The sequence below is a fragment of the Streptomyces lusitanus genome (assembly GCF_042647945.1).
GTDB lineage: Bacteria > Actinomycetota > Actinomycetes > Streptomycetales > Streptomycetaceae > Streptomyces > Streptomyces pseudogriseolus.
This window is the reverse complement of record NZ_JBHRWL010000006.1, coordinates 407,962-433,675: the sequence shown is the minus strand read 5'-3', so window position 1 is coordinate 433,675 and position 25,714 is coordinate 407,962. Positions and strand designations below refer to the sequence as shown.

General features: G+C 72.0%; 19 protein-coding genes. 13 read left to right on the top strand and 6 right to left on the bottom strand.

Features of this window, described 5'->3' with window-relative positions:
• Nucleotides 1-126 precede the first annotated feature (126 nt).
• The 6 genes from ACFOSY_RS11420 (at nucleotide 127) to ACFOSY_RS11395 (ending at nucleotide 8,768) form a co-directional block, all read left to right on the top strand.
• A complete protein-coding gene (locus tag ACFOSY_RS11420) occupies nucleotides 127-1,746 on the top strand; it encodes a DUF4192 domain-containing protein (RefSeq protein ID WP_394306641.1) in 1,620 nt (539 codons plus the stop codon).
• Nucleotides 1,747-1,833: 87 nt separating this feature from the next.
• A complete protein-coding gene (locus ACFOSY_RS11415; RefSeq protein WP_394306640.1) occupies nucleotides 1,834-2,592 on the top strand; it encodes an NUDIX hydrolase in 759 nt (252 codons plus the stop codon).
• Nucleotides 2,593-2,700: 108 nt separating this feature from the next.
• Complete coding sequence (locus ACFOSY_RS11410; RefSeq protein ID WP_394306639.1) at nucleotides 2,701-4,746, top strand: ATP-binding cassette domain-containing protein; 2,046 nt, start codon at nucleotides 2,701-2,703, stop codon at nucleotides 4,744-4,746.
• A gap of 163 nt (nucleotides 4,747-4,909) precedes the next feature.
• Nucleotides 4,910-5,791 (top strand): FadR/GntR family transcriptional regulator, encoded by an 882-nt coding sequence (locus ACFOSY_RS11405; protein WP_394306638.1) that lies wholly within the window; start codon nucleotides 4,910-4,912, stop codon nucleotides 5,789-5,791.
• A 444-nt stretch (nucleotides 5,792-6,235) separates the two neighbouring features.
• The gene (locus ACFOSY_RS11400) at nucleotides 6,236-7,765 is read left to right on the top strand and encodes an RNA polymerase sigma factor (protein ID WP_225652166.1); all 1,530 of its coding nucleotides are present in this window, start codon (nucleotides 6,236-6,238) and stop codon (nucleotides 7,763-7,765) included.
• Between the two features lie 160 nt (nucleotides 7,766-7,925).
• Nucleotides 7,926-8,768, top strand: coding sequence for a S1 family peptidase (locus ACFOSY_RS11395; protein WP_394306637.1), 843 nt, complete (start codon nucleotides 7,926-7,928; stop codon nucleotides 8,766-8,768).
• 136 nt (nucleotides 8,769-8,904) lie between these two features.
• On the opposite strand, the gene ACFOSY_RS11390 is transcribed toward ACFOSY_RS11395, so the two are convergent.
• Nucleotides 8,905-9,132, bottom strand: a complete 228-nt coding sequence (locus ACFOSY_RS11390) for a DUF7455 domain-containing protein (protein ID WP_048456232.1) — start codon at nucleotides 9,130-9,132, stop codon at nucleotides 8,905-8,907.
• 439 nt (nucleotides 9,133-9,571) lie between these two features.
• Here ACFOSY_RS11390 and ACFOSY_RS11385 point away from each other — a divergent pair, with 439 nt between their 5' ends.
• From ACFOSY_RS11385 to ACFOSY_RS11375, 3 genes are all read left to right on the top strand, one after another.
• On the top strand, nucleotides 9,572-11,698 hold the full coding sequence (locus ACFOSY_RS11385) for a DNA gyrase/topoisomerase IV subunit B (protein WP_394306636.1): 2,127 nt from the start codon (nucleotides 9,572-9,574) through the stop codon (nucleotides 11,696-11,698).
• Nucleotides 11,699-11,860: 162 nt separating this feature from the next.
• Complete coding sequence (locus ACFOSY_RS11380) at nucleotides 11,861-12,319, top strand: DUF485 domain-containing protein (protein WP_394306635.1); 459 nt, start codon at nucleotides 11,861-11,863, stop codon at nucleotides 12,317-12,319.
• On the top strand, nucleotides 12,316-13,908 hold the full coding sequence (locus ACFOSY_RS11375; RefSeq protein ID WP_394306634.1) for a solute symporter family protein: 1,593 nt from the start codon (nucleotides 12,316-12,318) through the stop codon (nucleotides 13,906-13,908). Before ACFOSY_RS11380 ends, ACFOSY_RS11375 begins: the two co-directional genes overlap by 4 nt.
• Before the next feature lie 151 nt (nucleotides 13,909-14,059).
• Here ACFOSY_RS11375 and ACFOSY_RS11370 read toward each other — a convergent pair whose 3' ends face one another.
• The 3 genes from ACFOSY_RS11370 to ACFOSY_RS11360 all read right to left on the bottom strand — a co-directional run bounded on the left by ACFOSY_RS11370 (nucleotide 14,060) and on the right by ACFOSY_RS11360 (nucleotide 17,438).
• Nucleotides 14,060-14,740, bottom strand: a complete 681-nt coding sequence (locus tag ACFOSY_RS11370; RefSeq protein WP_394306633.1) for a DUF7342 family protein — start codon at nucleotides 14,738-14,740, stop codon at nucleotides 14,060-14,062.
• A complete protein-coding gene (locus ACFOSY_RS11365; RefSeq protein ID WP_394306632.1) occupies nucleotides 14,737-16,410 on the bottom strand; it encodes a sensor histidine kinase in 1,674 nt (557 codons plus the stop codon). Before ACFOSY_RS11365 ends, ACFOSY_RS11370 begins: the two co-directional genes overlap by 4 nt.
• An 80-nt stretch (nucleotides 16,411-16,490) precedes the next feature.
• A complete protein-coding gene (locus tag ACFOSY_RS11360) occupies nucleotides 16,491-17,438 on the bottom strand; it encodes a sucrase ferredoxin (protein WP_394306631.1) in 948 nt (315 codons plus the stop codon).
• A gap of 324 nt (nucleotides 17,439-17,762) precedes the next feature.
• On the opposite strand from ACFOSY_RS11360, the gene ACFOSY_RS11355 reads away from it, so the two are divergent.
• The gene (locus tag ACFOSY_RS11355) at nucleotides 17,763-18,002 is read left to right on the top strand and encodes a hypothetical protein (protein WP_394306630.1); all 240 of its coding nucleotides are present in this window, start codon (nucleotides 17,763-17,765) and stop codon (nucleotides 18,000-18,002) included.
• A 1-nt stretch (nucleotide 18,003) separates the two neighbouring features.
• Here ACFOSY_RS11355 and ACFOSY_RS11350 read toward each other — a convergent pair whose 3' ends face one another.
• Entirely contained in the window at nucleotides 18,004-18,561 is a 558-nt protein-coding gene (locus tag ACFOSY_RS11350) for a DUF6082 family protein (RefSeq protein WP_394306629.1), read from the bottom strand.
• A 319-nt stretch (nucleotides 18,562-18,880) separates the two neighbouring features.
• Between ACFOSY_RS11350 and ACFOSY_RS11345 the strand changes: the two genes are divergently transcribed.
• Nucleotides 18,881-19,939 carry a CobW family GTP-binding protein gene (locus ACFOSY_RS11345; RefSeq protein ID WP_394306628.1) on the top strand — a complete coding sequence of 353 codons (1,059 nt, stop codon included), beginning with the start codon at nucleotides 18,881-18,883 and terminating at the stop codon, nucleotides 19,937-19,939.
• Here the strand turns inward: ACFOSY_RS11345 and ACFOSY_RS11340 are convergent.
• Entirely contained in the window at nucleotides 19,936-22,389 is a 2,454-nt protein-coding gene (locus ACFOSY_RS11340) for a DNA gyrase/topoisomerase IV subunit A (RefSeq protein ID WP_394306627.1), read from the bottom strand. The genes ACFOSY_RS11345 and ACFOSY_RS11340 overlap by 4 nt on opposite strands.
• Before the next feature lie 423 nt (nucleotides 22,390-22,812).
• Here ACFOSY_RS11340 and ACFOSY_RS11335 point away from each other — a divergent pair, with 423 nt between their 5' ends.
• Together ACFOSY_RS11335 and ACFOSY_RS11330 are read left to right on the top strand one after the other, a co-directional pair.
• Nucleotides 22,813-24,171 carry a M16 family metallopeptidase gene (locus ACFOSY_RS11335; protein ID WP_394306706.1) on the top strand — a complete coding sequence of 453 codons (1,359 nt, stop codon included), beginning with the start codon at nucleotides 22,813-22,815 and terminating at the stop codon, nucleotides 24,169-24,171.
• A complete protein-coding gene (locus tag ACFOSY_RS11330; protein WP_394306626.1) occupies nucleotides 24,168-25,556 on the top strand; it encodes a M16 family metallopeptidase in 1,389 nt (462 codons plus the stop codon). The genes ACFOSY_RS11335 and ACFOSY_RS11330 overlap by 4 nt, the downstream gene beginning before the upstream one ends.
• The last annotated feature ends 158 nt before the right edge of the window (nucleotides 25,557-25,714 follow it).

The following is a 25,714-nucleotide window of genomic DNA, read 5'->3' as shown; positions in this document are numbered from 1 at the left end:
AGGACGGCGCCGACATCGGCTCCGGGCTGTGGACAACGGCCGGCCGACGGCGCGGTGGTGGCATGGACCTGACCCGACTTGTCCACAGGTAAACCGGAATGTCGCAATCCGCGAGAAGGTCCCGGCATGACGAACCACAGCGGGACGACCGGTCCCTCCGAGAACAGTGACATCCCGAGCCAGGGCGGACGCGACGCCACGGAGCCGCGACGGGAAGCGGCCGCGGCCCGCACCGAAGCGCCCGTGCCGGTGACCGGCGAGGACCGCCCTCCCCTCCCGGCCGACCTCACCTGCACCGCGTACCAGAGCCACGGCGACCCGCAGCAGGTGACGCTGCGCACCCCGGCCGAGCTCGCCGACGCCGTGCCCTACCTGCTCGGGTACCGCCCGGAGGACAGCATCGTCCTCGTCTCCCTGCACGACACCGGCGGGCGGGGCAGGTTCGGCGGCCGGGCCAGGCTCGGCATCCCCGCCGACCCCGGCGACTGGCCCTCGGCCGCCCGCCAGCTCGCCCACGGCCTGGTGACCGGATGCGAGCGCCGAGGAGCCCGGCCCGAGCAGATGGTCGTCTTCCTGTGCCAGGAACCGGGACAGGGCGAGACCGGCCGGCAGGTCAAGGAGCGCCTCGGACCCCTGGCCCACACCCTGCGCCTGGAGTGCGGAGCCCTGGACGTCCCGGTGGTCGAAGCCCTCTGCGTCTCCGCCGGCCGCTTCTGGTCGTACTGCTGCGACGACCGGACCTGCTGCCCGGAGGAAGGTACGCCGATGGGCCTGCCCGGCACGTCCGTGCTGGCCGCCGCGGCCGCCTACGCGGGTCTCCAGGTCCGCGGCTCCCTGCGCGAACTGCACGTCCGGCTCCAGCCCTGGGAGACCTCCGCCGCCCACGACCAGCGCCGTGCCCTGGACGACGCCGGGCTGAAGCTGCTCCCCCGGATCGTCGACGAGCAGGCCCGCAAGGCCGTCGCCGACGAGACGCTGGAACTGGCCGAGCGCCTCATGCACCGCCTCGCCGACGCCCCGCCCGTCTCCGGCACGCTCCCGTCGGACCTGCGGGACGACGATCTGATCGGCCACGACGAGGCGGCCACGGTGCTCCTCGGCCTCCAGGACCGCACCACCCGCGACCGCGCCGCCGCGTGGATGGAGGGCGACGAGGCGGCCCCGGCCCTCCGCCTGTGGCGCACTCTGGCACGCCGCTGCGTCGGCCCGTACGCGGAGTACGCCGCCGCGCCCCTCACCCTCGCCGGGTGGGTCGCCTGGTCCTCCGGCGACGAACTGGAGGCGCGGGAGGCCCTCGCCATGGCTCTCGGAGCCGACCCGGACTACCTCTTCGCGCGTCTGCTGCACCAGGCGTGCAACGAGGGGCTCGACCCGGAGTCGATCCGCCGCTGCCTGCGGGGCGGGGGCGAGGGGGAGTCCGGCACGGCTGAGGTGAGCGGGTCTTCCGGTGGGCAGGGGAGCGAGGCTCCCGGCGGGAGCGAGGGTGAGGGCCCCGGCAGGGGTGAGGGTGAGGCTCCCCGCCTCGACGCGTCGCCCACGTCCCGGAGGCGTCGGCTGCGGGCGGCCGGCCGTGCGGGGCGGCTCCCTCGCCGCGAAAGCTCGCCGACGGGGCGGCTGCCGCGCCCCCGGATGGCACCGGGCGGGGCCCGGCCCGAAGGCGCCGCGCACTCCGGCGCCGCGTCCCGGCGCGGGCAGCACCAGGAAGGTGCGCACACCGTGCCGCGTGGGGAGGAGGCGGAGGAGTAGGGGAGATGCCGGTACGGAACGAGACCGGCCGACGATCCGGCCGGTGAAGGGAGTGTTTATCGTCAGGCAGACGACTATGATCGCCGCATGCCCTACGACCCGTCAGCTTTCCCGCCTTTCGCCGTCACCGTGGACCTGGTCGTGCTCACCGTGCGACGTCACGCTCTGTGCGCATTGGCGGTACGCAGGGGCGAGCCCCCGTTCCAGGGGCGGTGGGCACTTCCCGGAGGCTTCGTGCGTGCCGACGAGGATCTGGCGCAGGCGGCGGCGCGGGAGCTGGCCGAGGAGACGGGGCTGCGGGTTCATGATCCGGCCATCCCCGCCCAGGATCACGGTGCCCACCTCGAGCAGCTGGCCACGTACGGGGACCCCAAGCGTGACCCGCGCATGCGGGTCGTGAGCGTCGCCCACCTCGCTCTCGCGCCGGACCTGCCGGCGCCGCGGGCGGGCGGCGACGCCAGCAACGCGCGCTGGGCGCCCGTGGACGAGCTGTTGCAGCAGGGCGGCTACGGCAGGGACGGCGAGCCGGTGGCGCCGCTCGCCTTCGACCACGCCCAGATCCTCTCGGACGGCGTGGAGCGCGCCCGCTCCAAGATCGAGTACTCCTCGCTGGCGACGGCGTTCTGCCCGCCGGAGTTCACCGTCGGTGAGCTGCGCCGCGTCTACGAGGCGGTCTGGGGTGTGGCGCTCGACCCGCGCAACTTCCACCGCAAGGTGACGGGCACCCCGGGCTTCCTGGTCCCCACCGGCGGCACCACGACCCGGCAGGGCGGCCGTCCCGCCCAGCTCTTCCGGGCCGGCGGCGCCACTCTGCTCAACCCGCCGATGCTGCGTCCCGAGGTCTGACACGGGAGAGGCCGGCCCCCGGGGGTGCGTGTCCCGGACCGTTCTCCCTCCGTGCAACAGGCCCCGTGGTGCCCGAAAAACGCGATTTGGCGCGCTATCTTGCATCGGGTGATCCAGGCCATCGGACTGACCAGCATCCCTCGCAAAGAGCAGCGGCCCGCCCTCGACAACGTCTCCTTCGAGGCGCACGCGGGCCGCGTCACCGCGTTGCTCGGAGCGCCGGGCGCCGGCAAGACCACGGCGCTGAGACTCATGCTCGAGCTCCAACGCGGGCGTGGGATCACCTACTTCGCAGGCCGCCCCCTGCATCGCATCCCGCATCCCGCCCACGAGGTGGGGGTGGTTCTGGGTGACGTGCCGGGGCACCCCGCCCGCACGGTCCGCGGGCATCTCCGCATGCTCTGCGCGGCCTCGGGGGTCCCGGCCCGGCGCGCCGACGAAGTGCTGGAAGCGGTGGGCCTGGTGAGCCTGCGCGACGAACGCCTCGGCACCCTGTCGCGCGGCATGGACCGCCGCCTCGGTCTGGCCTGCGCCCTCCTGCCGGACCCGCACACCCTCGTGCTCGACGACCCTGCGAGAGGGCTCGCGGCGGGGGAGAGGCGCTGGCTGTACGACATGCTGCGGGAACACGCGGCGCAGGGCGGGACGGTGCTGTGCAGCACCGCCGATCCCAAGGAGGCCGCGCGGATCGCCGATCACGTGGTCACGTTGGACGACGGACGGCTCGTCGCCGACCAGCGGGCCGCCGACTTCGCCCGCACCCGGCTGCGCCCCCGCGTCGCCGTCCGCAGCCCGCACGCCGCCCGCCTCTCCGCGCTGCTCGCCCAGCAGGCCCGTTCCACACAACGGTCCGTGGAGGTCGTACAGGAGGGCGGCAACCGCCTCTGCGTCTACGGGAGTAGCTGCGCCGAGGTGGGCGAGACGGCCTTCCGGCACGGCATCGTCGTGCATCAACTGGCCGACGAAGTGGGCGACATGGGGCCGGGGGCGGGTGCGGACACGCAACCGGCCGTCGCTCCCGAGCCCCGGCCGGCGGCCGAGTCCGCCCCTAGGCCCGACTCCGACACCGCCCCTCGGCCCGATCCCGACACCTCTCCTCAGTCCGATGCGGGAACCGCCCCGCAGCCCGATGCCGAAATCGCTCCTCAGCCCGCCTCGGACCCCGACCTCGCTCCTGACCTCCGACCCGAACCCGCAGCCCCCGCCCCTGACCCCCAGCCGGAACCCGCAGCTCCTGCCCCCTCGACCAACCCCGACGAATCAACCCCTCCCGAGCCGCCCCGAACCACCCCCGAGAACGACGCCCCCAAGGCGACCCCGCCCCACCGGCCCACCGCCCGCCCCGCCCCCGTCACCCTCCCGCCCCCCGTCCGCGTTCGCCCCGCGCCCACCCCTCTGCGGCCCGTCCGCTACGAGATCCGGCGGGCCACCGGGGTGGCCACGGGCTTCGTCGTCGGGGCCTGCGTACTCGTCGTGTCCGCCCTCACCGCGCTGCTGCTGGCCCGCATCGGTCACACCCCGCAGCCGCGGCTGCTGGCCGCCTGGCCCGTGCAGGTGCCCTTGCCGCCCGCCGCGCTCGGAGCGGGTCTGCTCGGCGCGCTGGCGTTCGGCGACGAGTTCCGCCACCCCGCGCTCGCGGCGGACCGAGGGACCGTCCCCCGCAGGCTCGGCCTGCTGACGGCGAAGCTGTTCGTCGCAACGCTGACCGCCCTCGCGCTGGCCGTGCTGACCGTCGGCTGCACCGCCGAAGTGCTGTATCTCGTCTACGGGAGCGAGCTCGTCGCGGTTCCGGCGGAGTGGCCCGCTCTCACCGCCGGGTGGCTCGCCCTCGTCACGGGGTGCGCCTGGGCGGGGGTGCTGGCCGCGGGCGTGTTCCGGTCCACCACCGCCGGGCTCGCCGCGGTCGTCGCCGTGCCGCTTCTCGTCGTACCCGCCGTGCGCGAGATCACGGAGGGGCCGGCGGTGCGGAATCCGGAGCCGTTCGCCGGGCGCCTGTGGGGCGGACTGCCGCTGCGCCGGATCTTCGGGGGCGAGCAGCATCTGGAGGGGCTGCTGCGACTGCTGGCCCAACCCGTGGGCGGGGCCATGGCGTTGTCGGTGCTGGCCCTGCTGTGCGCGTACGCGTTCACGGGTTTGCGGGGCCGCGTCCGATGACGACCGAGTTTGCGCTTCTCGGACCTTCTCTGAGCGCAACTCCCTAGGAAACGCTCATTTCTTTCCGATAAGGCGTCAATTGCGACGAGGTGAGCGATCACCCTTTCGTGTGCTTTTCACCAAAGACCTCAAGGGAGTTGGAACCGACGCCGACAAAGGATGCGTGAGTACCCTTGCGCACACCATGATGACCGCCGCCCGCTCCGCCGACTCCGGCCTCGCGACCCCGGGCGAACTCGACCGCTACCCCTACGCGGACACGCCCGGCACCGACCGGGGCCCGGTGTGGGACGGCGGGGATCCGGAGCTTGGCCGTGTGGGCCGGCGGACCGCGGGCAGCCGCGGACGCGGGCTGCACGGACAACTCGTCCAGCAGCTGGGACAGATGATCGTCTCGGGCGACCTGGGCGCCGACCGCCCGCTGGTGCCCGAGGAGATCGGTCAGCGTTTCGAGGTGTCCCGTACCGTCGTCCGCGAGTCCCTCCGCGTCCTGGAGGCCAAGGGCCTGGTCAGTGCCCGGCCGAACGTGGGCACGCGGGTGCGCCCGGTCAGTGACTGGAATCTCCTCGACCCGGACATCATCGAGTGGCGGGCCTACGGGCCGCAGCGCGACGACCAGCGCCGGGAGCTGAGCGAGCTGCGCTGGACGATCGAGCCGCTCGCCGCGCGTCTGGCGGCCGGACACGGCCGGGACGACGTCCAGCAGCGGCTGACCGACATGGTGGAGATCATGGGGCACGCCCTCGGACAGGGCGACGCACTGACCTTCGCCCGGGCGGACAACGAGTTCCACTCCCTGCTCATCCAGGTCGCCGGCAACCGCATGCTGGAGCACCTGTCCGGGATCGTGTCCGCCGCGCTCCAGGTGTCGGGCGGCCCGGTCACCGGCTGTGAGCGGCCGAACGAGACCTCGCTGGCCCACCACGCCCGGATCGTCGACGCCCTCGCCGCCGGAGACGGCGTCGCGGCCGAGGAGGCCATGCGGCAGCTCCTCACGGTCCACCCCGAGGTCGAGCGTGTGGTGCCCGCGCCCCGCCCTCACTGACCGCGTTTCCCCGACGGCGCGGTCCGGCCTGCCATCCCCCTCCTGTGGCAGCGCCGCGTCCGTGAGCCGTCCCCCGTCGGACCCTGCGGCCCCCTCGACGGTGCCGCGGGGTCCGACGGTACGAAGCGACATATGAAGCGACGCCCGCAGTAACCTGCACAGCGGGGGACCCCTCGCCCCCCGTGCGCACTTCTGTCCGTGTCTGCCAGGCTTTGACTGGTTACGGGGTGTGATTCGGGCCACGCGGAATGGGCGTAACGCTTCCGGGAAGAACGCGATGACCTAAGAGGTGACAGCCGCGGAGGGAATACGGACGCCGTGATCGGCGCTGTGCATCTTCCCGGCCCCCGCCCGCGCCGTCGGCCCATCCCCAAGCCGGCGGTCGGCCCCTGTCCACTGTGGACGGGGCCGGAAGCCGTTTTCCAACGTTCCGAGAGGTTGTTCGTGTCGGCCAGCACATCCCGTACGCTCCCGCCGGAGATCGCCGAGTCCGTCTCTGTCATGGCGCTCATCGAGCGGGGAAAGGCTGAGGGGCAGATCGCCGGCGATGACGTGCGTCGGGCCTTCGAAGCTGACCAGATTCCGGCCACTCAGTGGAAGAACGTACTGCGCAGCCTCAACCAGATCCTCGAGGAAGAGGGTGTGACGCTGATGGTCAGTGCCGCAGAGCCCAAGCGCACCCGCAAGAGCGTCGCAGCGAAGACTCCCGCCAAGCGCACCGCCACCAAGACCGTAGCGGCCAAGACGGCGACCCCCCGGAAGGCCACCGCCGCCGCCTCCGCGGCCCCGGCCGCCGACGCGGCCGTCGAGGAGGAGGCGGCGCCCGCCAAGAAGGCGGCCGCCAAGAAGACCACCGCCAAGAAGGCGGCGGTGAAGAAGACCACGGCCAAGAAGACCGCCACCAAGAAGGCCACGGCGAAGAAGGACGACGCCGAGCCGGCGGACGAGGAAGTCCTCGAGGACACCAAGGTCGCGGACGAGCCCGAGGGCGCCGAGAGCGCCGGCTTCGTCCTGTCCGACGAGGACGAGGACGACGCGCCGGCCCAGCAGGTCGCCGCCGCGGGCGCCACCGCCGACCCGGTCAAGGACTACCTCAAGCAGATCGGCAAGGTCCCCCTGCTCAACGCCGAGCAGGAGGTCGAGCTGGCCAAGCGCATCGAGGCGGGCCTGTTCGCCGAGGACAAGCTGGCGAACTCCGACAAGCTGGCGCCGAAGCTCAAGCGCGAGCTGGAGATCATCGCGGAGGACGGCCGCCGGGCCAAGAACCACCTGCTGGAGGCCAACCTCCGTCTGGTGGTCTCCCTGGCCAAGCGCTACACCGGCCGCGGCATGCTGTTCCTGGACCTCATCCAGGAGGGCAACCTCGGTCTGATCCGCGCGGTCGAGAAGTTCGACTACACCAAGGGCTACAAGTTCTCCACGTACGCCACCTGGTGGATCCGTCAGGCGATCACCCGCGCCATGGCCGACCAGGCCCGCACCATCCGTATCCCGGTGCACATGGTCGAGGTCATCAACAAGCTCGCGCGTGTGCAGCGCCAGATGCTCCAGGACCTGGGCCGCGAGCCCACCCCGGAGGAGCTGGCCAAGGAGCTCGACATGACCCCGGAGAAGGTCATCGAGGTCCAGAAGTACGGCCGCGAGCCCATCTCCCTGCACACCCCGCTGGGCGAGGACGGCGACAGCGAGTTCGGTGACCTCATCGAGGACTCCGAGGCCGTCGTGCCCGCCGACGCCGTCAGCTTCACGCTGCTGCAGGAGCAGCTGCACTCCGTGCTCGACACCCTGTCGGAGCGCGAGGCGGGCGTCGTCTCGATGCGGTTCGGTCTCACCGACGGTCAGCCGAAGACCCTCGACGAGATCGGCAAGGTGTACGGCGTCACGCGTGAGCGCATCCGCCAGATCGAGTCGAAGACGATGTCGAAGCTGCGCCACCCGTCGCGTTCGCAGGTGCTGCGCGACTACCTCGACTAGGACGTCGTCCGCGGCGGGGCGACCCGTCGTGCACCGCCGTCCGTGAAGGCCCGGTCCCCGCTCCGGCGGGACCGGGCCTTCACGCTGCCGTGCGGGTGCGGGTGCGGACCGCTTACCTCACTGTGGGTGTCCAAGGTTCACCCCAGTGTGAGGAGCGTGCATGCGACGTCGACTTGCCAGGGCTCTGGCCCTGCCGCTGACCTTGGTGGCCGCGGGCACCGTCATACCACTGGCCTCGGCCGCTCCGGTGGCCGCCGACAGCATCGTCGTCGGCGGCTTCCCCGTCGATGTGTCACAGAGCCCGTACACCGTGGCGCTCTCCAGCCGTGACCGGTTCGGGGGTACACGGGCGGGGCAGTTCTGCGGGGGCGTGGCGGTCGGCCGCACCACCGTGCTCACCGCCGCCCACTGCATGGACCCGGAGGTGCTCGGCGCCTCCCCGGAGCGGGTGCGCGACCTCAGGGTGATAGCGGGGCGTACCGAGCTGCTCTCGGAGGGCGGCCAGGAGGTCGCCGTACGGAAGGTCTGGGTGAACCCCCACTACGACGGCGCGACCAACTCCGGCGACTTCGCCGTGCTCAGCCTGGCCGAGCCGCTACCCGCGGCCTCGGTCATAGGCATGGCGGGGGCGGGCGACCCGGCATACCGGGCGGGGACCGCCGCCACGGTCTACGGCTGGGGGGACACCACGGGCTCCGGCAGCTACGCCGGCAGCCTGCACGGGGCGCGCGTACGGGTGCAGCCCGACGCGCTGTGCGAGAAGGCGTACCCCGGGGGCTCCGACGGCACCTACCGCGCCGAGACGATGCTGTGCGCGGGTGAGGTGGCCGGCGGCCGGGACGCCTGCCAGGGGGACAGCGGGGGGCCGCTGGTCGCCCAGGGGCGGCTCATAGGCCTGGTCTCCTGGGGGGCCGGCTGCGGCTGGGCGGGCAGCCCGGGGGTCTACACCCGCATCTCCGACGTCCTGGCCACACTGGGGTGGCCTGCGGCATCACAGGGCTGAAACTGCGGCACACCGGCATACACCGGTACGACCGGCACACCGGCTCGCAACAGACGGGCGGCGCCCTCCGCGGGGGAAGACGCCGCCCGTTCGCCGGCCTGTGCCGGTCTGGCTGCTCGTCGTCGGACGTGAAGTGTCAGCGCTCCTCGTCAGGAGTTGCCTTCGGGGCGGTCAGCCGCTCCGTCTCGTCCTGTATCTCAGCGGCGATCTTCTTGAGTTCCGGCTCGAACTTGCGCCCGTGGTGGGCGCAGAAGAGCAGTTCTCCACCGCTCAGCAGGACGACGCGCAGGTAGGCCTGGGCGCCGCAGCGGTCGCAGCGATCGGCGGCCGTCAGCGGGCTCGCGGGGGTCAGAACAGTAGTCACGTCGCCTCTTCTCTAGCTCGACGAGCTGTCGTACCAGGGTCAACATCCAACCAGCCCCAAAACGTTCCCGCTCGGGGCTTTTCCTCGAAAAAAATCTTCGAGGCGGCCGGCTGCTGCCGGTTGGCGGCGAATGTGCCGTAGTGCGTGTCTCTGTGTCGTACGGATTCGCGTGGTATCGGTGGTCGGCCCTCCCGGCTGGGTTGCCGGTTGTTCATGAGGACGTGCCCGGAGCCTAAATGGTTCATGCCTCGATGGGAACGTGATGTGTGCTTCACTCCATCGAGGGATCGAACACCCATGCGACTCTCGACTAGGGTGAGACCGAGACGAGGGTGGCGTTACAACGGCTCTACCAGGCCTCGGTACCCTCTCACCGGTGAACCAAGCCGCGCCCTTACCCACCAGGGCCCCATCTGAAATTCAGCGAGGAGCGAACCGCGTGACCGCCGAGACGTCCGTGCCGTCGTCCACAGCGCTGCTGGCAGGAGCAGACCGGGACGGTTCCAACTACACCGCGCGGCACCTGCTCGTCCTCGAGGGGCTCGAGGCCGTACGCAAGCGCCCCGGTATGTACATCGGCTCCACGGACAGCCGTGGCCTGATGCACTGCCTCTGGGAGATCATCGACAACGCCGTGGACGAGGCCCTCGGCGGCTACTGCGACCACATCGAGGTCGTGCTCCACGACGACGGCTCGGTGGAGGTCAAGGACAACGGCCGGGGCATCCCGGTCGACGTCGAGCCCAAGACCGGCCTCTCCGGCGTCGAGGTCGTCATGACCAAGCTGCACGCCGGCGGGAAGTTCGGCGGCGGCTCCTACGCCGCCTCCGGCGGTCTGCACGGCGTCGGCGCCTCCGTGGTGAACGCGCTCTCCGCGCGGCTCGACGTGGAGGTGGACCGCGGGGGGCACACCCACGCGATCAGCTTCCGCCGCGGCGTCCCCGGCGCCTTCTCCGCCCTGGGCCCGGACGCGAAGTTCGAGCCCGGCAGCGGCCTGCGCAAGACCAAGAAGATCCCGAAGACCCGCAGCGGCACGCGCGTGCGCTACTGGGCCGACCGCCAGATCTTCCTCAAGGACGCCAAGCTCGCCCTGGACACCCTGCACCAGCGCGCCCGGCAGACCGCGTTCCTGGTGCCCGGCCTGACCATCGTCGTCCGCGACGAGTACGGGCTCGGCGACGGCGGCAGCAAGGGTGAGGAGTCCTTCCGCTTCGACGGCGGGATCAGCGAGTTCTGCGAGTTCCTGGCCTCCGACCGGCCGATCTGCGACACGCTCCGCTTCACCGGGCAGGGCTCCTTCAAGGAGACGGTCCCGGTGCTCGACGAGCACGGCCAGATGACGCCCACCGAGGTCACCCGCGAGCTCGGCGTCGACGTGGCGCTGCGCTGGGGCACCGGCTACGAGACGACCGTCAAGTCGTTCGTCAACATCATCGCCACCCCCAAGGGCGGCACCCACGTCGCGGGCTTCGAGCAGGCCGTCGCCAAGACGATGAACGAGGTCCTGCGGGCCAAGAAGATGCTGCGCGTGGCCGAGGACGACGTCGTGAAGGACGACGCCCTCGAGGGCCTCACCGCGGTGGTCACGGTCCGTCTCGCCGAACCTCAGTTCGAGGGGCAGACCAAGGAGGTGCTGGGCACCTCGGCGGCCCGCCGCATCGTGAACACCGTGATCTCCAAGGAGCTCAAGGCGTTCCTGACCTCCACCAAGCGCGACGCCGCCCAGCAGGCCCGCGTGGTCATGGAGAAGGTCGTCGCCGCGGCCCGTACGCGCATCGCGGCCCGCCAGCACAAGGACGCCCAGCGCCGCAAGACGGCCCTGGAGTCCTCCTCGCTGCCCGCCAAGCTCGCCGACTGCCGCAGCGACGACGTCGACCGCAGCGAGCTGTTCATCGTCGAGGGCGACTCCGCGCTGGGCACGGCCAAGCTCGCCCGGAACTCCGAGTTCCAGGCGCTGCTGCCGATCCGCGGCAAGATCCTCAACGTGCAGAAGTCGTCCGTCACGGACATGCTCAAGAACGCCGAGTGCGGCGCGATCATCCAGGTCATAGGAGCCGGGTCCGGCCGGACCTTCGACATCGACGCGGCGCGCTACGGCAAGATCATCATGATGACCGACGCCGATGTGGACGGCTCCCACATCCGCACGCTGCTGCTGACCCTGTTCCACCGCTACATGCGGCCCATGGTCGAGGCCGGCCGGGTCTTCGCCGCCGTGCCGCCGCTGCACCGGATCGAGATCGTCCAGCCCAAGAAGGGCCAGGACAAGTACGTGTACACGTACTCGGACCGGGAGCTGCGGGACAAGCTCATGGAACTCCAGAGCAAGGGCGTCCGGTACAAGGACTCGATCCAGCGCTACAAGGGCCTCGGCGAGATGGACGCCGACCAGCTGGCCGAGACCACCATGGACCCGCGCCACCGCACCCTGCGCCGGATCAACCTCAGCGACCTCGAGGCCGCCGAGCAGGTCTTCGACCTCCTCATGGGCAACGACGTCGCCCCGCGCAAGGAGTTCATCTCCAGCTCCGCGGCCACACTGGACCGCTCCCGCATCGACGCCTAGGCATTGTCAGGTCCGGAGGGGCGCCGTTCCGCAGCGGGACGGCGCCCCTTCGGACGTCTCCGTAGTCGCTTCACAAGGTGCCCGCACGCTCCGGTCACCTGATGGAGTGAAGAGGAACGGGAAGAAGAGTCAGGGAAGTTCCCGTTCTGTCCATCCTTGGGCATGCAGCGAAGCAATGCGGGGGACGTGACCTACGACGATCCCTGGTACGACGCCCTGGCCTCGGGCTGGGGCGAATCGGCCGCGGCGGCAGTGCAGTCGGCCCGGCCCGAGCCGGAGGCCGCGCCCGCGGCGGCCGACATCTACCTCGAGGTGCAGCGCAGCGCGGCCTTCCAGGAAGTGCGGCGCCGCTACCGGCGCTTCGTGGTCCCCGGGGCCGTCGCCTTCCTCGTCTGGTACGTCGCGTACGTCGTCACCGCCACCACCGTCCCCGGACTGATGGCGCGCCCCGTCGCGGGCGCGGTGAACGTCGGGATGCTCGCGTGCCTCGGCCAGTTCCTCACCACCTTCCTGCTCACCTGGGCCTACGTCCGCCATGCCCGGCTGCGGCGCGACCGCGCGGCGCTCGAACTGCGCTGGGACACCCAGGAGCTGGCCCGAGGCAGAGGCGGCGCGGCATGACGACCGACCACCGCACCACCGCCCTGCTGCTGTTCAGCGCGTTCGTCGCCGTCACCCTCGTGATCACCACCTGGGTGAGCCGCCACCGCCAGGGCTCCGCCGAGGAGTTCTACACCGGCAACCGTCTCTTCTCGCCGATGGAAAATGGTTTTGCCATCGCCGGCGACTACATGTCGGCCGCCTCCTTCCTCGGCATCTCCGGACTCATCGCCCTCGTCGGCTACGACGGGATGCTCTACTCGGTGGGCTTCCTCGTGGCCTGGCTGGTGGTGCTGTTCCTGGTCGCCGAACTGGTGCGCAACTGCGGGCGGTTCACGCTCGCCGACGTGGTCGCCGCCCGGATGCGGGAGCGGCCGGTGCGCATCGCCGCCGGCACCTCCTCCGTCACCGTCTCCGTGCTGTACCTGGTGGCGCAGATGGTCGGCGCGGGCAGCCTTGTCGCGCTGCTCCTCGGCGGCACCGGCGAGGCCGTGCAGGCCTGGACCGTGGTCGGCGTCGGCGCGCTCATGGTGATCTACGTGTCGCTCGGCGGCATGCGCGCCACCACCTGGATCCAGATCGTCAAGGCGGTCCTGCTGCTCGGCGGCACCGTCACCCTGACCGTCCTCGTCCTGCTGCGCTTCCACGGGGACGTCAACCGCCTGCTGCGCACCGCCGCCGAACGCAGCGGCCACGGCGACGCGTTCCTCGCCCCCGGCCTCGCCTACGGCGGCGACTGGACCGCCCGCTTCGACTTCATCAGCCTCGGACTCGCCCTGGTGCTGGGCACGGCGGGCCTGCCGCACATCCTGTCCCGCTTCTACACCGTCCCCACCGCGCGCGCCGCCCGGCGGTCCGTGGTCTGGGCGATCGGCCTCATCGGCGGCTTCTACCTGATGACCATCGTGCTCGGCTTCGGCGCCGCCGCGCTCATCGGCCCGGACGCCGTGCGCGCCTCGCACGCCTCGGGCAACACGGCGGTCCCGCTGCTCGCGCTCGACCTGGGCGGCGGCGCCGGCACCACCGGCGGCACGGTCCTCTTCGCGGTCGTCGCCGCGGTCGCCTTCGCCACCATCCTCGCCGTCGTCGCCGGGATCACGCTCGCCTCCTCGGCGTCCGTCGCCCACGACCTGTACGCCTCCCTGCGCCGTCCCGGCGGCAAGCCCCGCAGCGAGGTCGCCGTCGCGCGCGTCGCCGCCGTCGGCATCGGCGTCGTCGCGATCGCCCTCGGCCTGCTGGCCCGCGACCTCAACGTCGCGTTCCTGGTCGGCGTCGCCTTCGCCGTCGCCGCGTCCGCCAACCTGCCCGTGCTGCTCTACTCGCTGTTCTGGCGCGGCTTCACCACGCGCGGCGCCGTGTGGTCCGTCTACGGCGGCCTGGTCCCGGCGGTGGTGCTGGTGCTGCTGTCCCCGGTGGTGTCCGGCAGCCCCGACTCCCTCTTCCCCGGCGTGGACATCCAGCTCTTCCCGCTCCAGAACCCGGGACTGGTCTCCATCCCGCTGGGCTTCCTCGCCGGATGGCTCGGCACGGTCACCTCCACCGAGGTCCCCGACGAGGCCCGCCACGCCGAGACCGAGGTGCGGTCACTGACGGGCGCGGGGGCGGCCTAGCGGAGGGCGAAGCGGCCCTGGCGGGCGGCCACCGGGCGGTGGGGGCCGCGGCGCCGGCGCGGTCTGGCGAGGGGCCGCGCGGAGACGTACGGCGCCGGCATCCGTATGGAAGGGGGGCACGGTTCCTTCCCCCGCCCCCACGAGCCGTGCCTCAGGCGCGGGTCGCCCACACGTAACGGTGTTCCGGGCGGCCCGCGTCCCCGTAGCGCAGGGTCAGCGTGGCCCGTCCTGTGCGCTCCAGGAGCTTCAGATAGCGCTGAGCGGTCTGCCGGCTCACTCCCGTGCGTTCGGCGATCTCCTGCGCCGACAGCGGCCCTTCCGCGGCCGTCAGCGCCCGCCGCACCAGGTCCGCCGTGGTGGGGGAGTGCCCCTTGGGCAGCTGCGGCTCGGTCGACTCGGACAGCGCGCCGAAGATGCGGTCCACCTCCGCCTGCTCCGCCTCACCGCCGCCGTCGAGGGTGCGGCGCAGCCGTGCGTACGCCTCCAGCTTGCCGCGCAGCCCGGCGAAGGCGAACGGCTTGACCAGGTACTGGAGCGCTCCGTGCCGCATCGCCGCCTGCACCGTCGCCACGTCCCGTGCCGCCGTCACCATGATCACGTCGGCCTGGTGGCCGCGCCGCCGCATCTCCCGGACGACGTCGAGACCCGTCTCGTCGGGCAGATAGTGGTCCATGAGGACGAGATCCACCCGGGCAAGCGTCTCCACCCGCTCCAGCGCCTCGGCCGCGCTGTGCGCCGGGGCCACGGCGTGGAACCCGGGCACCTTGTCGACATAGGCCGCGTTGACCCGCGCCACCCGGACGTCGTCGTCCACGACCAGCACCTCGATCATCGCGCCTCCTCGGGTTCCGCGGGCCGGGACGAAGCGCCCGCGAGGGCGGCCGGCGGCCCCGGCTCGGTCAGCGCCTCCGGCAGGACCACGGTGAACTCGGCGCCCCCGCCCGGCGCCTCACCCACGCGCGCGTCGCCCCCGTGCCGGTGCGCGAGCCGGCGCACCAGCGGCAGCCCGATGCCCCGCCCTCGGTGGCCGGGCGGCTCCTTGGTGGACCAGCCCTCCGTGAAGATCAGCTCCCGCTGCTCGGGCGGCACTCCGGGGCCCGTGTCCCGCACCACGAGCACCGCCGTGCGGCCCTCCGCCCGCAACTCGACCTCCACGCGCGCGTCGGGCGTGCCGGCGACGGCGTCCAGCGCGTTGTCCACCAGGTTTCCCACGACCGTCACCAGCCCGCGCGGGTCGACCAGCCGGTCCGGCAGACGCGACCGGTCCGACAGCCGCAGCACCGCCCCGCGCTCCGCCGCCACCGTCGCCTTGCCCACCAGCAGCGCCGCCAGCAGCGGATCCCGGATCCGCTCCGTGACCTGCTCCGACGTGGCCCGGTGGTCGCCCACCACCTCACCGACGAACTCCACCGCGTCCTCGTACATCTCCAGCTCCAGCAGCCCCAGCAGGGTGTGCATGCGGTTCGCGTGCTCGTGGTCCTGGGCGCGCAGCGCGTCGATCAGCCCGCGCGTCGAGTCGAGCTCCCGGCCCAGCTGGTCCAGCTCGGTCCGGTCGCGCAGGGTGGCCACGGCGCCGCCGTCGTCGGTCGGCATACGGTTCGCGACCAGCACCCGATGCCCGCGGACGGTGAGCAGATCGGTGCCGGTCACCCGCCCCGCCAGCACGTCGGCCGTACGGCCCGCGCCCAGCGCCTCGTCCGGCGAGCGGCCGACGGCCTCCTCACCGATGCCCAGCAGCCGCTGCGCCTCGTCGTTCAGCAGCCGGACACGCCCGTCCCGGTCCAGGGCCACGACGCCCTCCCGGATGCCGTGCAGCATCGCCTCGCGCTCCGCGAGCAGCGCGGCGATGTCGGAGAAGGCCAGGTCACGGGTCTGCCGCTGGACCCGCCGGGAGATCAGCCAGGCCGCCAGCGCGCCCACCGCGAGCGCGCCGCCCGCGTACGCGAGCAGCCCCGGGATGGCGTGGATCAGCCGCGCGCGGACGCTGTCGTAGGCGATGCCGACCGAGACGGCGCCGATGACCTCGCCGTCGGCGTCCCGCAGCGGGACCTTGCCGCGCGCGGAGCGGCCCAGGGTGCCCTCGTCGATCTCCATGACCTCGCGGCCGGCCAGCGCCTCACCGGGGTCGGTGGACACCAGCCCGCCGATCCGCTCCGGGGCGGTGTGCGACCAGCGCACGCCCCGCCGGTCGAGGATCACGATGTACTCCGCGCCCGTGGCCCGCCGGATCCGCTCCGCCTCCCGCTGCACCGGCCCACCGGGCGTGGGCTCCGTGGCGCGCAGGTCCTCGGCGATCTGCGGCTGCTGGGCGGTGGTCTGCGCGATCGCCAGGGCGCGGCGCATCGCCTGGTCGTCCAGCTGCTCACCGAGCGGCGCGAGGAACAGGCCGGTCGCCAGGACCGCGACGCCCGCGGCGATCGCCACCTGCATCAGCAGGATCTGGGAGAACACCCGCCGCGGCAGGCCGAGGCGCAGACGGCGAGCGGGGGCTGTGGGGCTCATGCCCCGACGGTACGTGGGGGAGGCGGGGGTGCCGTAGGGGGTGTGACGTGCTTCTCCCGGCGGGGTGAGGCCGAGAGAGGTCAGCCGGCCATGACCGTGACCGCCGGGGTCAGCTCACGGACGTCGACGACGTCCATCCGCGCGGGCGAGCCGAGCACCGAGCCGCAGCTCTCCGGGCGGGGCGGCAGGGCCGCGCCCTGGGCGACCGCCACGCGCCAGCGGCGCCCGTCCACATGGGCGACGGTCACCTCCCAGTGGGGCGTCTCGCCCTCCGTACGGACGACGCTCAGCACCTGGGCGGCGTCCTCGCGCACGGCGCGCCGCACGGCCAGCTCGGCCGCCTGACCGGGCCGCTCCCAGGCGGAGCCGCCCCGGCATCCCTCGGTGACGATCCGGCCCTCCCGCGCGCCGTGCAGCACCTCCTTGACGGCGTGCGCCTCCGCCCGTCCGTACGCGTAGCCGTACGGCAGCACGAGCACGGTGGGGGAGAAGCGGTGACCGCCGAGGTGGGTGACCTCCCAGACGCTTTCGACGCCGGAGGAGGCCAGCTCGGCGGCGAGGGGCCTGCCGAGCAGGGCGCAGCAGCGGTCGCGCTTGCCGTTGGTGCAGACGAGGGCGAGGGGATCGCCGTCGTGCGGCTCACCGCCCAGCACCGCGCCGAAGCTCGCGGCCTCGCCGCGGCCGAGGGCCGGGTAGTCGAGGTCGAGCAGGCGGGCGGGGTCGGTGGTGGTCGCGGAGTGCAGCCAGACGTTGCCCGGGACGGTGTGGGCGACGTACACGCGGCGCGTGGCGGGCATACGGCTGTCCGCGTGACGTCCGGGACGCCGGATGAGGGCGACGCGCACGCCGGTGCCCTTCGCGGCGGCCTCCAGGGCACGGCCCAGTGCGGGGTCGAGATGGCTGGACGTGAGCGCCTTGGCACCCCACGGGCCGGGCTGCTCCAGCAGCAGCCACGTCCGCGCGGTCGCCGCGGTCCCTTCGACGGGCTCGTCGAGCGCGCGGGAGACGGTTGAGCACGTGCTACTCACACAGGTGAGCCTAACCTGAGTTGCACCTCGGTGCCGTGCCGGCCCACCGGGGTGCCGGCGCGGCCCGTCCCGTGTACTCGTATTGGCGGCGTATGCCAAGAATGCGAGTGAGTATCGATTCTTCGAGTACTTGTCACTCTCAGGGGCTATTCAGTGAAAGTGAAGTGCTCACACCTTCGGGTTGCGGCGTTGTTACAGTCTCGCCGCGACCCTGTTCCACCTCTGTGCGCCTGTTTTCCATAACGGGGCGGACCTGCAAAGATACGCTCGCGCGTCGCGCGGCATCGAGCGCTGGTGCTCGTGCCCAGAGAACAGAGGAAATCAGTGAGTCAGATCGTTCGCCGCCTCGGTGTCGCTCCGCGTCTTCGAGGCAGTGCCACCGGGGCAACGTGCCCCGACCTCTTCGAGTTGGCCGATGGGAACTTCGCCGTCATCGGAACGGACGTCACTGATTCGCTGGACTCGCAACTACCCGCAGACGCGGCGCGTGCGGACTACGAGCGCATCGTTGTGATTACCAGGGAAACCCTGATCAAGGCCAAGCCGGACATCCCGGACGCTTAGGTCACAGATCGGTGGGTGGCTCGCCCACCACCCACCACTCCTCGGTGTCTGCCTCATCCAGCTGCAGCAGCAAGTCGTCGATCATCTGACCCAGCTTCGCCTCCTCTGTCCCTTTGAGGCTGGCGCGGTCGTGGCGTGTTGCCTCCCAGTAGTCCCTGGCTATCGGGTTCTGGAACATGGCTCTGGCGTGCTTGAAGAATTCATCCAGAGTGAGGTTGCCCATGCGGTGGTAGCACAGCAGATTCGTGTACAGGGCGTTCGCGAACAGGTACTGGCGACGCTTCTCGGCGGTGACCGGCACCTCGTAAAGGTCCAGTACCTCGGCCAGTTCCGGGTCGTCGATCGCTTTGCTCAGCAACTCCCAGTGCTGGCGCTGCTGCATGGCCAGGTTGGCCCGCTGCTGATGGCCGGCCTGTTCTTCCAGGCGCTCAAGGCGCTTGCTGATCGCATCCAATGCGTTCCGCTGTGCTGCCACCGCAGCGATGACCCCTGCGACCATCCCCAGACCGGCCGCGGTCGCCGAGTGCAGCCTCCGCAGCCCTACGCTCTTTGTGCCCATGTCAATTACCCCCGATCAGGCCGCCGTCCGCCGGTCGTCGGGTGGTGGGTCGACTTCAGGGAACCGGCGAGCGGTGGGCGGCGCTTGCCGCCTTCCAGGGTGCCGAGCGGCTCTGATCGGCGGGAAGGCGGAGAGGAGGCGCACGGAGGGAAGCGAGGGTCGCACAATCCGGCGCCTTGCCAGACGTCTGCCCCGCGAATGCTGCTAACAATCGTTCACTTCGGAGGCGTTACGGGTACTCGTATCCTGGACCGTCAGTCGTTCGTCCGTGCGCACGCCGTCAGCGAGCCGGTGTGCGCACAGGTGTGAGAGGGGTCGTGTGTCGGAGCGGAGCAGCGGGCGGCAGATTCCGGTGGTCGTGCTGGCCGGATTCCTCGGCTCGGGAAAGACCACCCTGCTCAACCACCTCCTCCACCGCAGCGGCGGCAGCCGCATCGGAGCCGTGGTCAATGATTTCGGGGCCGTCGAGATCGACGCGATGGCCGTCGCGGGCGCCCTCGGCGACTCCACCGTGTCCCTCGGCAACGGATGCCTGTGCTGTGCCGTCGACGCCAGTGAGCTGGACGAGTACCTCGAGCGGCTCGCCCGCCCCTCCGCCGGCATCGACGTCGTCGTCATCGAGGCGAGCGGCCTGGCCGAACCGCAGGAAATCGTCCGCATGGTGCTCGCCAGCGAGCTGCCGGACATCGTCTACGGCGGGCTCGTCGAGGTCGTGGACGCCGCCGAGTTCGACGAGACCAGGGCCGCGCACCCGGGTGTCGACCGGCACCTGGCGCTCGCCGACCTCGTCGTCGTGAACAAGATCGACCGGGTGGACGACCCGGAACCCGTGCTGAAGACGGTCAGGTCCCTCGTCGACCGGGCGGCCGTGGTGTCCGCCACGCACGGACGGGTCGACCCCGAGTTCCTCTTCGACTGCCGCCCGAGCGAGGAGCGCATCGGGCAGCTGTCCTTCGACGACCTCCATCGGGAGGAGGGCGAGGACGACCAGCACGTGCAGCATCTGCACGCCGGGTACGACACCCTCTCCTTCGTGTCCGAGCAGCCGCTCGACCCCCGGCGGCTCATCGCCTTCCTCGACAGCAGGCCCGCCGGGCTGTACCGCATCAAGGGGTACGTCGACTTCGGCCCGTACGACCTGCGCAACCGGTACGCCGTGCACGCCGTCGGCCGCTTCCTGCGCTTCTACCCGGAGCCGTGGCCGGCCGGCGCCGGGCGTGCGACGCGGCTCGTGCTGATCGGGACCGGCCTCGACACCGGCGCCCTGCGCGCCGAGCTGGAGGGGTGCGTGAGCGACGGCGCCCCACACACCGACGACGAGGCCGGCATGTGGGGCGTCCTGCGCTACGTCCAGGAGGCCGAGGACCCCGTGGGCTAGACGGGACCGGCCACCACGGCCACCGTCCTGGCCAGGGACACGCCCGAGCCGTCCCGGCGCGGGTCGATCACCGGGAGGTCGACCGCCGTGCCGTTCTTCTGCGCCGCGCGCGCCGGGACGGGGCCCGCCCAGGCCAGGGACAGGCAGTCCTCGCCCTTCAGGAACCGCTGGCAGCGGACGCCGCCGGTGGCCCGTCCCTTGCGCGGATACTGGTCGAACGGGGTGAGCTTGGCCGTCGTCTGGACCGAGTCGTCCAGCGTGCCGCGCGAGCCCGCCACCGTGAACACGGCCGCGTCCGCCGCCGGGTCGACCGCCGTGAAGCTGATGACCTTCGCGCCCTCGGCGAGCTTGATGCCCGTCATGCCGCCCGCCGGGCGTCCCTGCGGGCGCACCACGGAGGCCGGGTAGCGCAGCAGCTGCGCGTCGTCGGTGATGAAGACGAGGTCCTCCTCGCCCGTGCGCAGTTCGGTCGCGCCGACGATCCGGTCGCCCTCCTTGAGGGTGATGACCTCGAGCTCCTCCTTGTTGGAGGGGTAGTCGGGCACCACCCGCTTGACCACGCCCTGCTGCGTGCCGATCGCCAGGCCCGGCGAGGACTCGTCGAGCGTCGTCAGGCACACCACCTGCTCGTCGTCCTCCAGGGACACGAACTCCGCCAGCGGCGCACCGCCCGAGAGGTTCGGGACCGGCATCGTCTCCGGGAGCTGGGGCAGGTCGATCACGTTCACCCGGAGCAGCCGGCCCGCCGAGGTGACCACGCCGATCTCGCCGCGCGCGGTCGCCGGGACCGCCGAGACGATCACGTCGTGCTTGACCCGCTTGCCGCCGGACGTGTCTCCGAGCGGCCGGTCGTCGGCGGTGCGCGCCAGCAGCCCCGTCGACGACAGCAGGACCCGGCACGGGGCGTCCTCCACCTGGAGCGGCACCGCGGCCGGGACACCGGCCGACTCGAGCAGCAGCGTGCGCCGGTCGTTGCCGAACTTCTTCGCCACGGCGGCCAGTTCGGCCGAGACCAGCTTGCGCAGCTCCGCGTCCGACTCCAGGATCCGGGTCAGCTCCTCGATCTCCGCGTTCAGCCGGTCCTTCTCGGCCTCCAGCTCGATCCGGTCGTACTTGGTGAGGCGGCGCAGCGGGGTGTCCAGGATGTACTGCGTCTGGACGTCGCTCAGCGAGAAGTGCTCGATCAGGCGCTGCTTGGCCTGCGCCGAGTTCTCGCTGGAGCGGATGAGGCGGATGACCTCGTCGATGTCGAGCAGGGCCGTGAGCAGGCCCTCGACCAGGTGTAGCCGGTCGCGCCTCTTGCCGCGGCGGAACTCCGAGCGGCGGCGCACCACGGTGAAGCGGTGGTCGAGGTAGACCTCGAGCAGTTCCTTCAGGCCCAGGGTGAGGGGCTGGCCGTCCACCAGCGCCACGTTGTTGATGCCGAAGGACTCCTCCATCGGCGTCAGCTTGTACAGCTGCTCCAGCACGGCCTCCGGCACGAAGCCGTTCTTGATCTCGATGACCAGGCGCAGGCCGTGCTCGCGGTCGGTGAGGTCCTTGACGTCGGCGATGCCCTGGAGCTTCTTCGAGCCCACCAGGTCCTTGATCTTGGCGATCACCTTCTCCGGGCCGACCGTGAACGGCAGCTCGGTGACGACCAGGCCCTTGCGGCGCGCGGTCACGTCGTCCACGGTCACCGTGGCGCGGATCTTGAACGTGCCGCGCCCGGTCTCGTAGGCGTCCCGGATGCCGGAGAGGCCGACGATCCGGCCCCCGGTCGGCAGATCGGGGCCCGGGACGTGCTTCATCAGGGCGTCGAGGTCGGCGTTCGGGTGCCGGATCAGGTGCCGGGCGGCGGCGACGACCTCACGGAGGTTGTGCGGCGGCATGTTGGTGGCCATGCCGACGGCGATGCCCGAGGCGCCGTTCACCAGGAGGTTGGGGAACGCGGCGGGCAGGGCGACCGGTTCCTGCTCCTGGCCGTCGTAGTTCGGCGCGAAGTCGACCGTGTCCTCGTCGATGGACTCGGTCATCAGACCGGTGGCCTCCGCCATCCGGCACTCGGTGTACCGCATCGCGGCCGGCGGGTCGTCGTTGCCCAGCGAGCCGAAGTTGCCGTGGCCGTCGACCAGGGGCAGGCGCATGGAGAACGGCTGCGCCATGCGGACCAGGGCGTCGTAGATCGACGCGTCGCCGTGCGGGTGCAGCTTGCCCATCACCTCGCCGACCACGCGCGCGCACTTGACGTAACCGCGCTCGGGGCGCAGGCCCATCTCGTTCATCTGGTAGACGATGCGGCGGTGCACCGGCTTGAGTCCGTCACGCGCGTCGGGCAGGGCGCGGGAGTAGATGACCGAGTACGCGTACTCGAGGAAGGAGCCCTGCATCTCGTCGACGACGTCGATGTCGAGGATCTTCTCCTCGAACGGGTCGTCGGGCGGCGGGGTCTTGGTGCTGCGGCGGGCCATCGCTGCCGGCTCCTTGCTGAAGCGTGGGACGGGATCTGACGCGGACCATTGTGGACCTTCGCACTGACAGGGTGGGACCAGGACCTGGGTCCTGGGGTCCGGTTCGGCGCCGTGCGGTGGGGTACGGGGGCGCGTGCAGGGTACGTGGCTTCGGTGCCGCGGCTCTCCTCGGGGCGCGTTTGTCAGGCACCGGGCGTTGGTGCGGGGCGGGGGGTGTCGCGCAGCCCGGCGCTTGCGGGGTGCCGCCGCGCCCACCCGTGCCGCCCCAGCGGCACGACTGCCCGCGGCGGCGTAGGTGCTCGCTCTCGGCGTAGCCGGGCGGGGTGGGAACTCCGTCGGCCGGTCGCGCGCTTGCATACAGTGGCAGGACCGGCAGAAACGGCGGTGTCGACGACGACCGCCTCCGCGATCGAAGGGACGTACATGCCCATGGGTCACACGGCCACAGCCCAGGCAGGCTCCGGGGGCCTGACAGCGACCGAACACCGCCTGTCCAACGGCCTGCGCGTGGTGCTCTCCGAGGACCACCTGACCCCGGTCGCGGCGGTGTGCCTCTGGTACGACGTGGGCTCCCGGCACGAAGTCAAGGGCCGTACCGGCCTGGCTCACCTTTTCGAGCACCTGATGTTCCAGGGGTCCGCCCAGGTGAAGGGGAACGGCCACTTCGAGCTGGTGCAGGGCGCCGGCGGCTCGCTCAACGGCACCACCAGCTTCGAGCGGACCAACTACTTCGAGACCATGCCCGCCCACCAGCTGGAGCTCGCCCTCTGGCTGGAGGCCGACCGCATGGGCTCCCTGCTGACCGCCCTGGACGAGGAGTCCATGGAGAACCAGCGGGACGTCGTGAAGAACGAGCGCCGCCAGCGCTACGACAACGTGCCGTACGGCACCGCCTTCGAGAAGCTGACCGCCCTCGCCTACCCGGAGGGCCATCCGTACCACCACACGCCGATCGGGTCGATGGCGGACCTGGACGCGGCGACCCTGGAGGACGCCCGCCACTTCTTCCGCACCTACTACGCGCCGAACAACGCGGTGCTGTCCGTGGTCGGCGACATCGACCCGGAGCAGACGCTCGCCTGGATCGAGAAGTACTTCGGCTCCATCCCGGGGCACGACGGCAAGCCCGCCCCGCGTGACGGCTCGCTGCCCGACGTCATCGGTCAGGAGCTGCGCGAGGTCGTCGAGGAGGAGGTCCCCGCGCGGGCGCTGATGGCCGCCTACCGGCTCCCGGAGGACGGCACGCGCGCGAGCGACGCGGCCGACCTCGCGCTCACCGTCCTCGGCGGCGGCGAGTCCTCGCGGCTCTACAACCGGCTGGTGCGCCGCGACCGCACGGCCGTCGCGGCCGGGTTCGGCCTGCTGCGGCTGGCGGGGGCGCCGTCGCTGGGCTGGCTGGACGTGAAGACGTCCGGCGACGTCGAGGTGCCGGTCATCGAGGCCGCCATCGACGAGGAGCTCGCCCGGTTCGCCGAGGAGGGCCCCACCGCCGAGGAGATGGAGCGCGCCCAGGCCCAGCTGGAGCGCGAGTGGCTGGACCGGCTCGGCACGGTCGCCGGCCGCGCCGACGAACTGTGCCGCTACGCCGTGCTGTTCGGTGACCCGCAGCTCGCCCTCACCGCCGTCCAGCGGGTGCTCGGGGTGACCGCGGAGGAGGTCCAGGAGGTCGCCAAGGCCCGCCTGCGCCCGGACAACCGCGCGGTGCTCGTCTACGAGCCCGTCGCCCCCGCCGCCGACACCGACGCCGACGCCACCGACGAGAACGAGGAGACGGCGAAGTGACCGAGCTCGCCACGATGGAGTTCCACCCCCGGCCGCAGGCGGGCGAGGCCAAGCCCTGGGCCTTCCCGGCCCCCGAGCGCGGCGCCCTCGACAACGGCCTGACCGTGCTGCGCTGCCACCGCCCCGGCCAGCAGGTCGTCGCCGTCGAGGTGTGCCTCGACGCGCCCCTGGACGCGGAGCCGGAAGGCCTCGACGGCGTCGCCACGATCATGGCGCGCGCCTTCTCCGAGGGCACCGACAAGCACTCCGCCGAGGAGTTCGCCGCCGAGCTGGAGCGCTGCGGCGCCACCCTGGACGCGCACGCCGACCACCCCGGCGTCCGTCTCAGCCTCGAGGTGCCGGCCTCGCGGCTCGCCAAGGGGCTCGGGCTGGTCGCCGACGCCCTGCGCGCGCCCGCCTTCGCCGACAGCGAGATCGAGCGGCTGGTCCGCAACCGCCTCGACGAGATCCCGCACGAGCTGGCGAACCCGTCCCGCCGCGCCGCGAAGGAGCTCTCCAAGGAGCTGTTCCCGGCGAGCGCGCGCATGTCGCGCCCGCGCCAGGGCACCGAGGAGACCGTCGAGCGCATCGACTCCGCGGCCGTGCGCGGCTTCTACGAGAAGCACGTCCGCCCGGCCACGGCGACCGCCGTGGTGGTCGGCGACCTCACCGGCGTCGACCTGGACGCGCTGCTCGCCGACACCCTGGGCGCCTGGACCGGCTCGCAGGGCCGGCCGCGGCCCGTCGCGCCGGTGGTCGCGGACGACACCGGCCGCGTGGTGATCGTGGACCGGCCCGGCGCCGTGCAGACGCAGCTGCTGATCGGCCGGATCGGCCCGGACCGGCACGACCGGGTGTGGCCGGCGCAGGTGCTCGGCACGTACTGCCTCGGCGGCACCCTCACCTCGCGCCTGGACCGCGTCCTGCGCGAGGAGAAGGGATACACCTACGGCGTACGGGCGTTCGGCCAGGTGCTCCGGTCGGCGCCCGACGGCACGGGCGCGGCGATGCTGGCCATCAGCGGCTCGGTCGACACCCCCAACACCGGCCCCGCGCTGGACGACCTGTGGACCGTGCTGCGCACGCTGGCCGGCGAGGGCCTCACCGACGAGGAGCGCGACGTCGCCGTGCAGAACCTGGTGGGTGTGGCGCCGCTGAAGTTCGAGACGGCGGCGGCCGTCGCGAGCACCCTGGCGGACCAGGTCGAGCAGCACCTGCCGGACCACTACCAGGCCGACCTGTACCGGCAGTTGGCCGCCACGGGCACCGTGGAGGCCACGGCCGCGGTGGTGAACGCCTTCCCGGTGGACCGTCTCGTGACGGTCCTCGTGGGCGACGCGGCGCAGATCAAGGCACCCGTGGAGGCGCTCGGGATCGGCGAAGTCACCGTCGTGGCGGCCGAGTAGGGACGGAGCGGGACACCCCGCGCGCGAGGGCCCCGGTGGCGGGTACGTCACCGGGGCTCCCTTATGCCCGGATTGAGGCGGAGGTTGCCTGTCTGCCCTGTGGGATGCGCTACAAAACCCGGGAATCGTTTGGGGATTGCGAGATGTCCCGCTTAGTT

Excerpts from the sequence above, each read along its gene's own strand:
- ACFOSY_RS11420 (WP_394306641.1), top strand. The coding sequence starts at position 127 with ATGACGAACCACAGCGGGACGACCGGTCCCTCCGAGAACAGTGACATC.
- ACFOSY_RS11415 (WP_394306640.1), top strand. The coding sequence starts at position 1,834 with ATGCCCTACGACCCGTCAGCTTTCCCGCCTTTCGCCGTCACCGTGGAC.
- ACFOSY_RS11395 (WP_394306637.1), top strand. The coding sequence starts at position 7,926 with ATGCGACGTCGACTTGCCAGGGCTCTGGCCCTGCCGCTGACCTTGGTG.
- ACFOSY_RS11380 (WP_394306635.1), top strand. The coding sequence starts at position 11,861 with ATGCAGCGAAGCAATGCGGGGGACGTGACCTACGACGATCCCTGGTAC.
- ACFOSY_RS11375 (WP_394306634.1), top strand. The coding sequence starts at position 12,316 with ATGACGACCGACCACCGCACCACCGCCCTGCTGCTGTTCAGCGCGTTC.
- ACFOSY_RS11370 (WP_394306633.1), bottom strand. The coding sequence starts at position 14,740 with ATGATCGAGGTGCTGGTCGTGGACGACGACGTCCGGGTGGCGCGGGTC.
- ACFOSY_RS11365 (WP_394306632.1), bottom strand. The coding sequence starts at position 16,410 with ATGAGCCCCACAGCCCCCGCTCGCCGTCTGCGCCTCGGCCTGCCGCGG.
- ACFOSY_RS11350 (WP_394306629.1), bottom strand. The coding sequence starts at position 18,561 with ATGGGCACAAAGAGCGTAGGGCTGCGGAGGCTGCACTCGGCGACCGCG.
- ACFOSY_RS11340 (WP_394306627.1), bottom strand. The coding sequence starts at position 22,389 with ATGGCCCGCCGCAGCACCAAGACCCCGCCGCCCGACGACCCGTTCGAG.
- ACFOSY_RS11335 (WP_394306706.1), top strand. The coding sequence starts at position 22,813 with ATGCCCATGGGTCACACGGCCACAGCCCAGGCAGGCTCCGGGGGCCTG.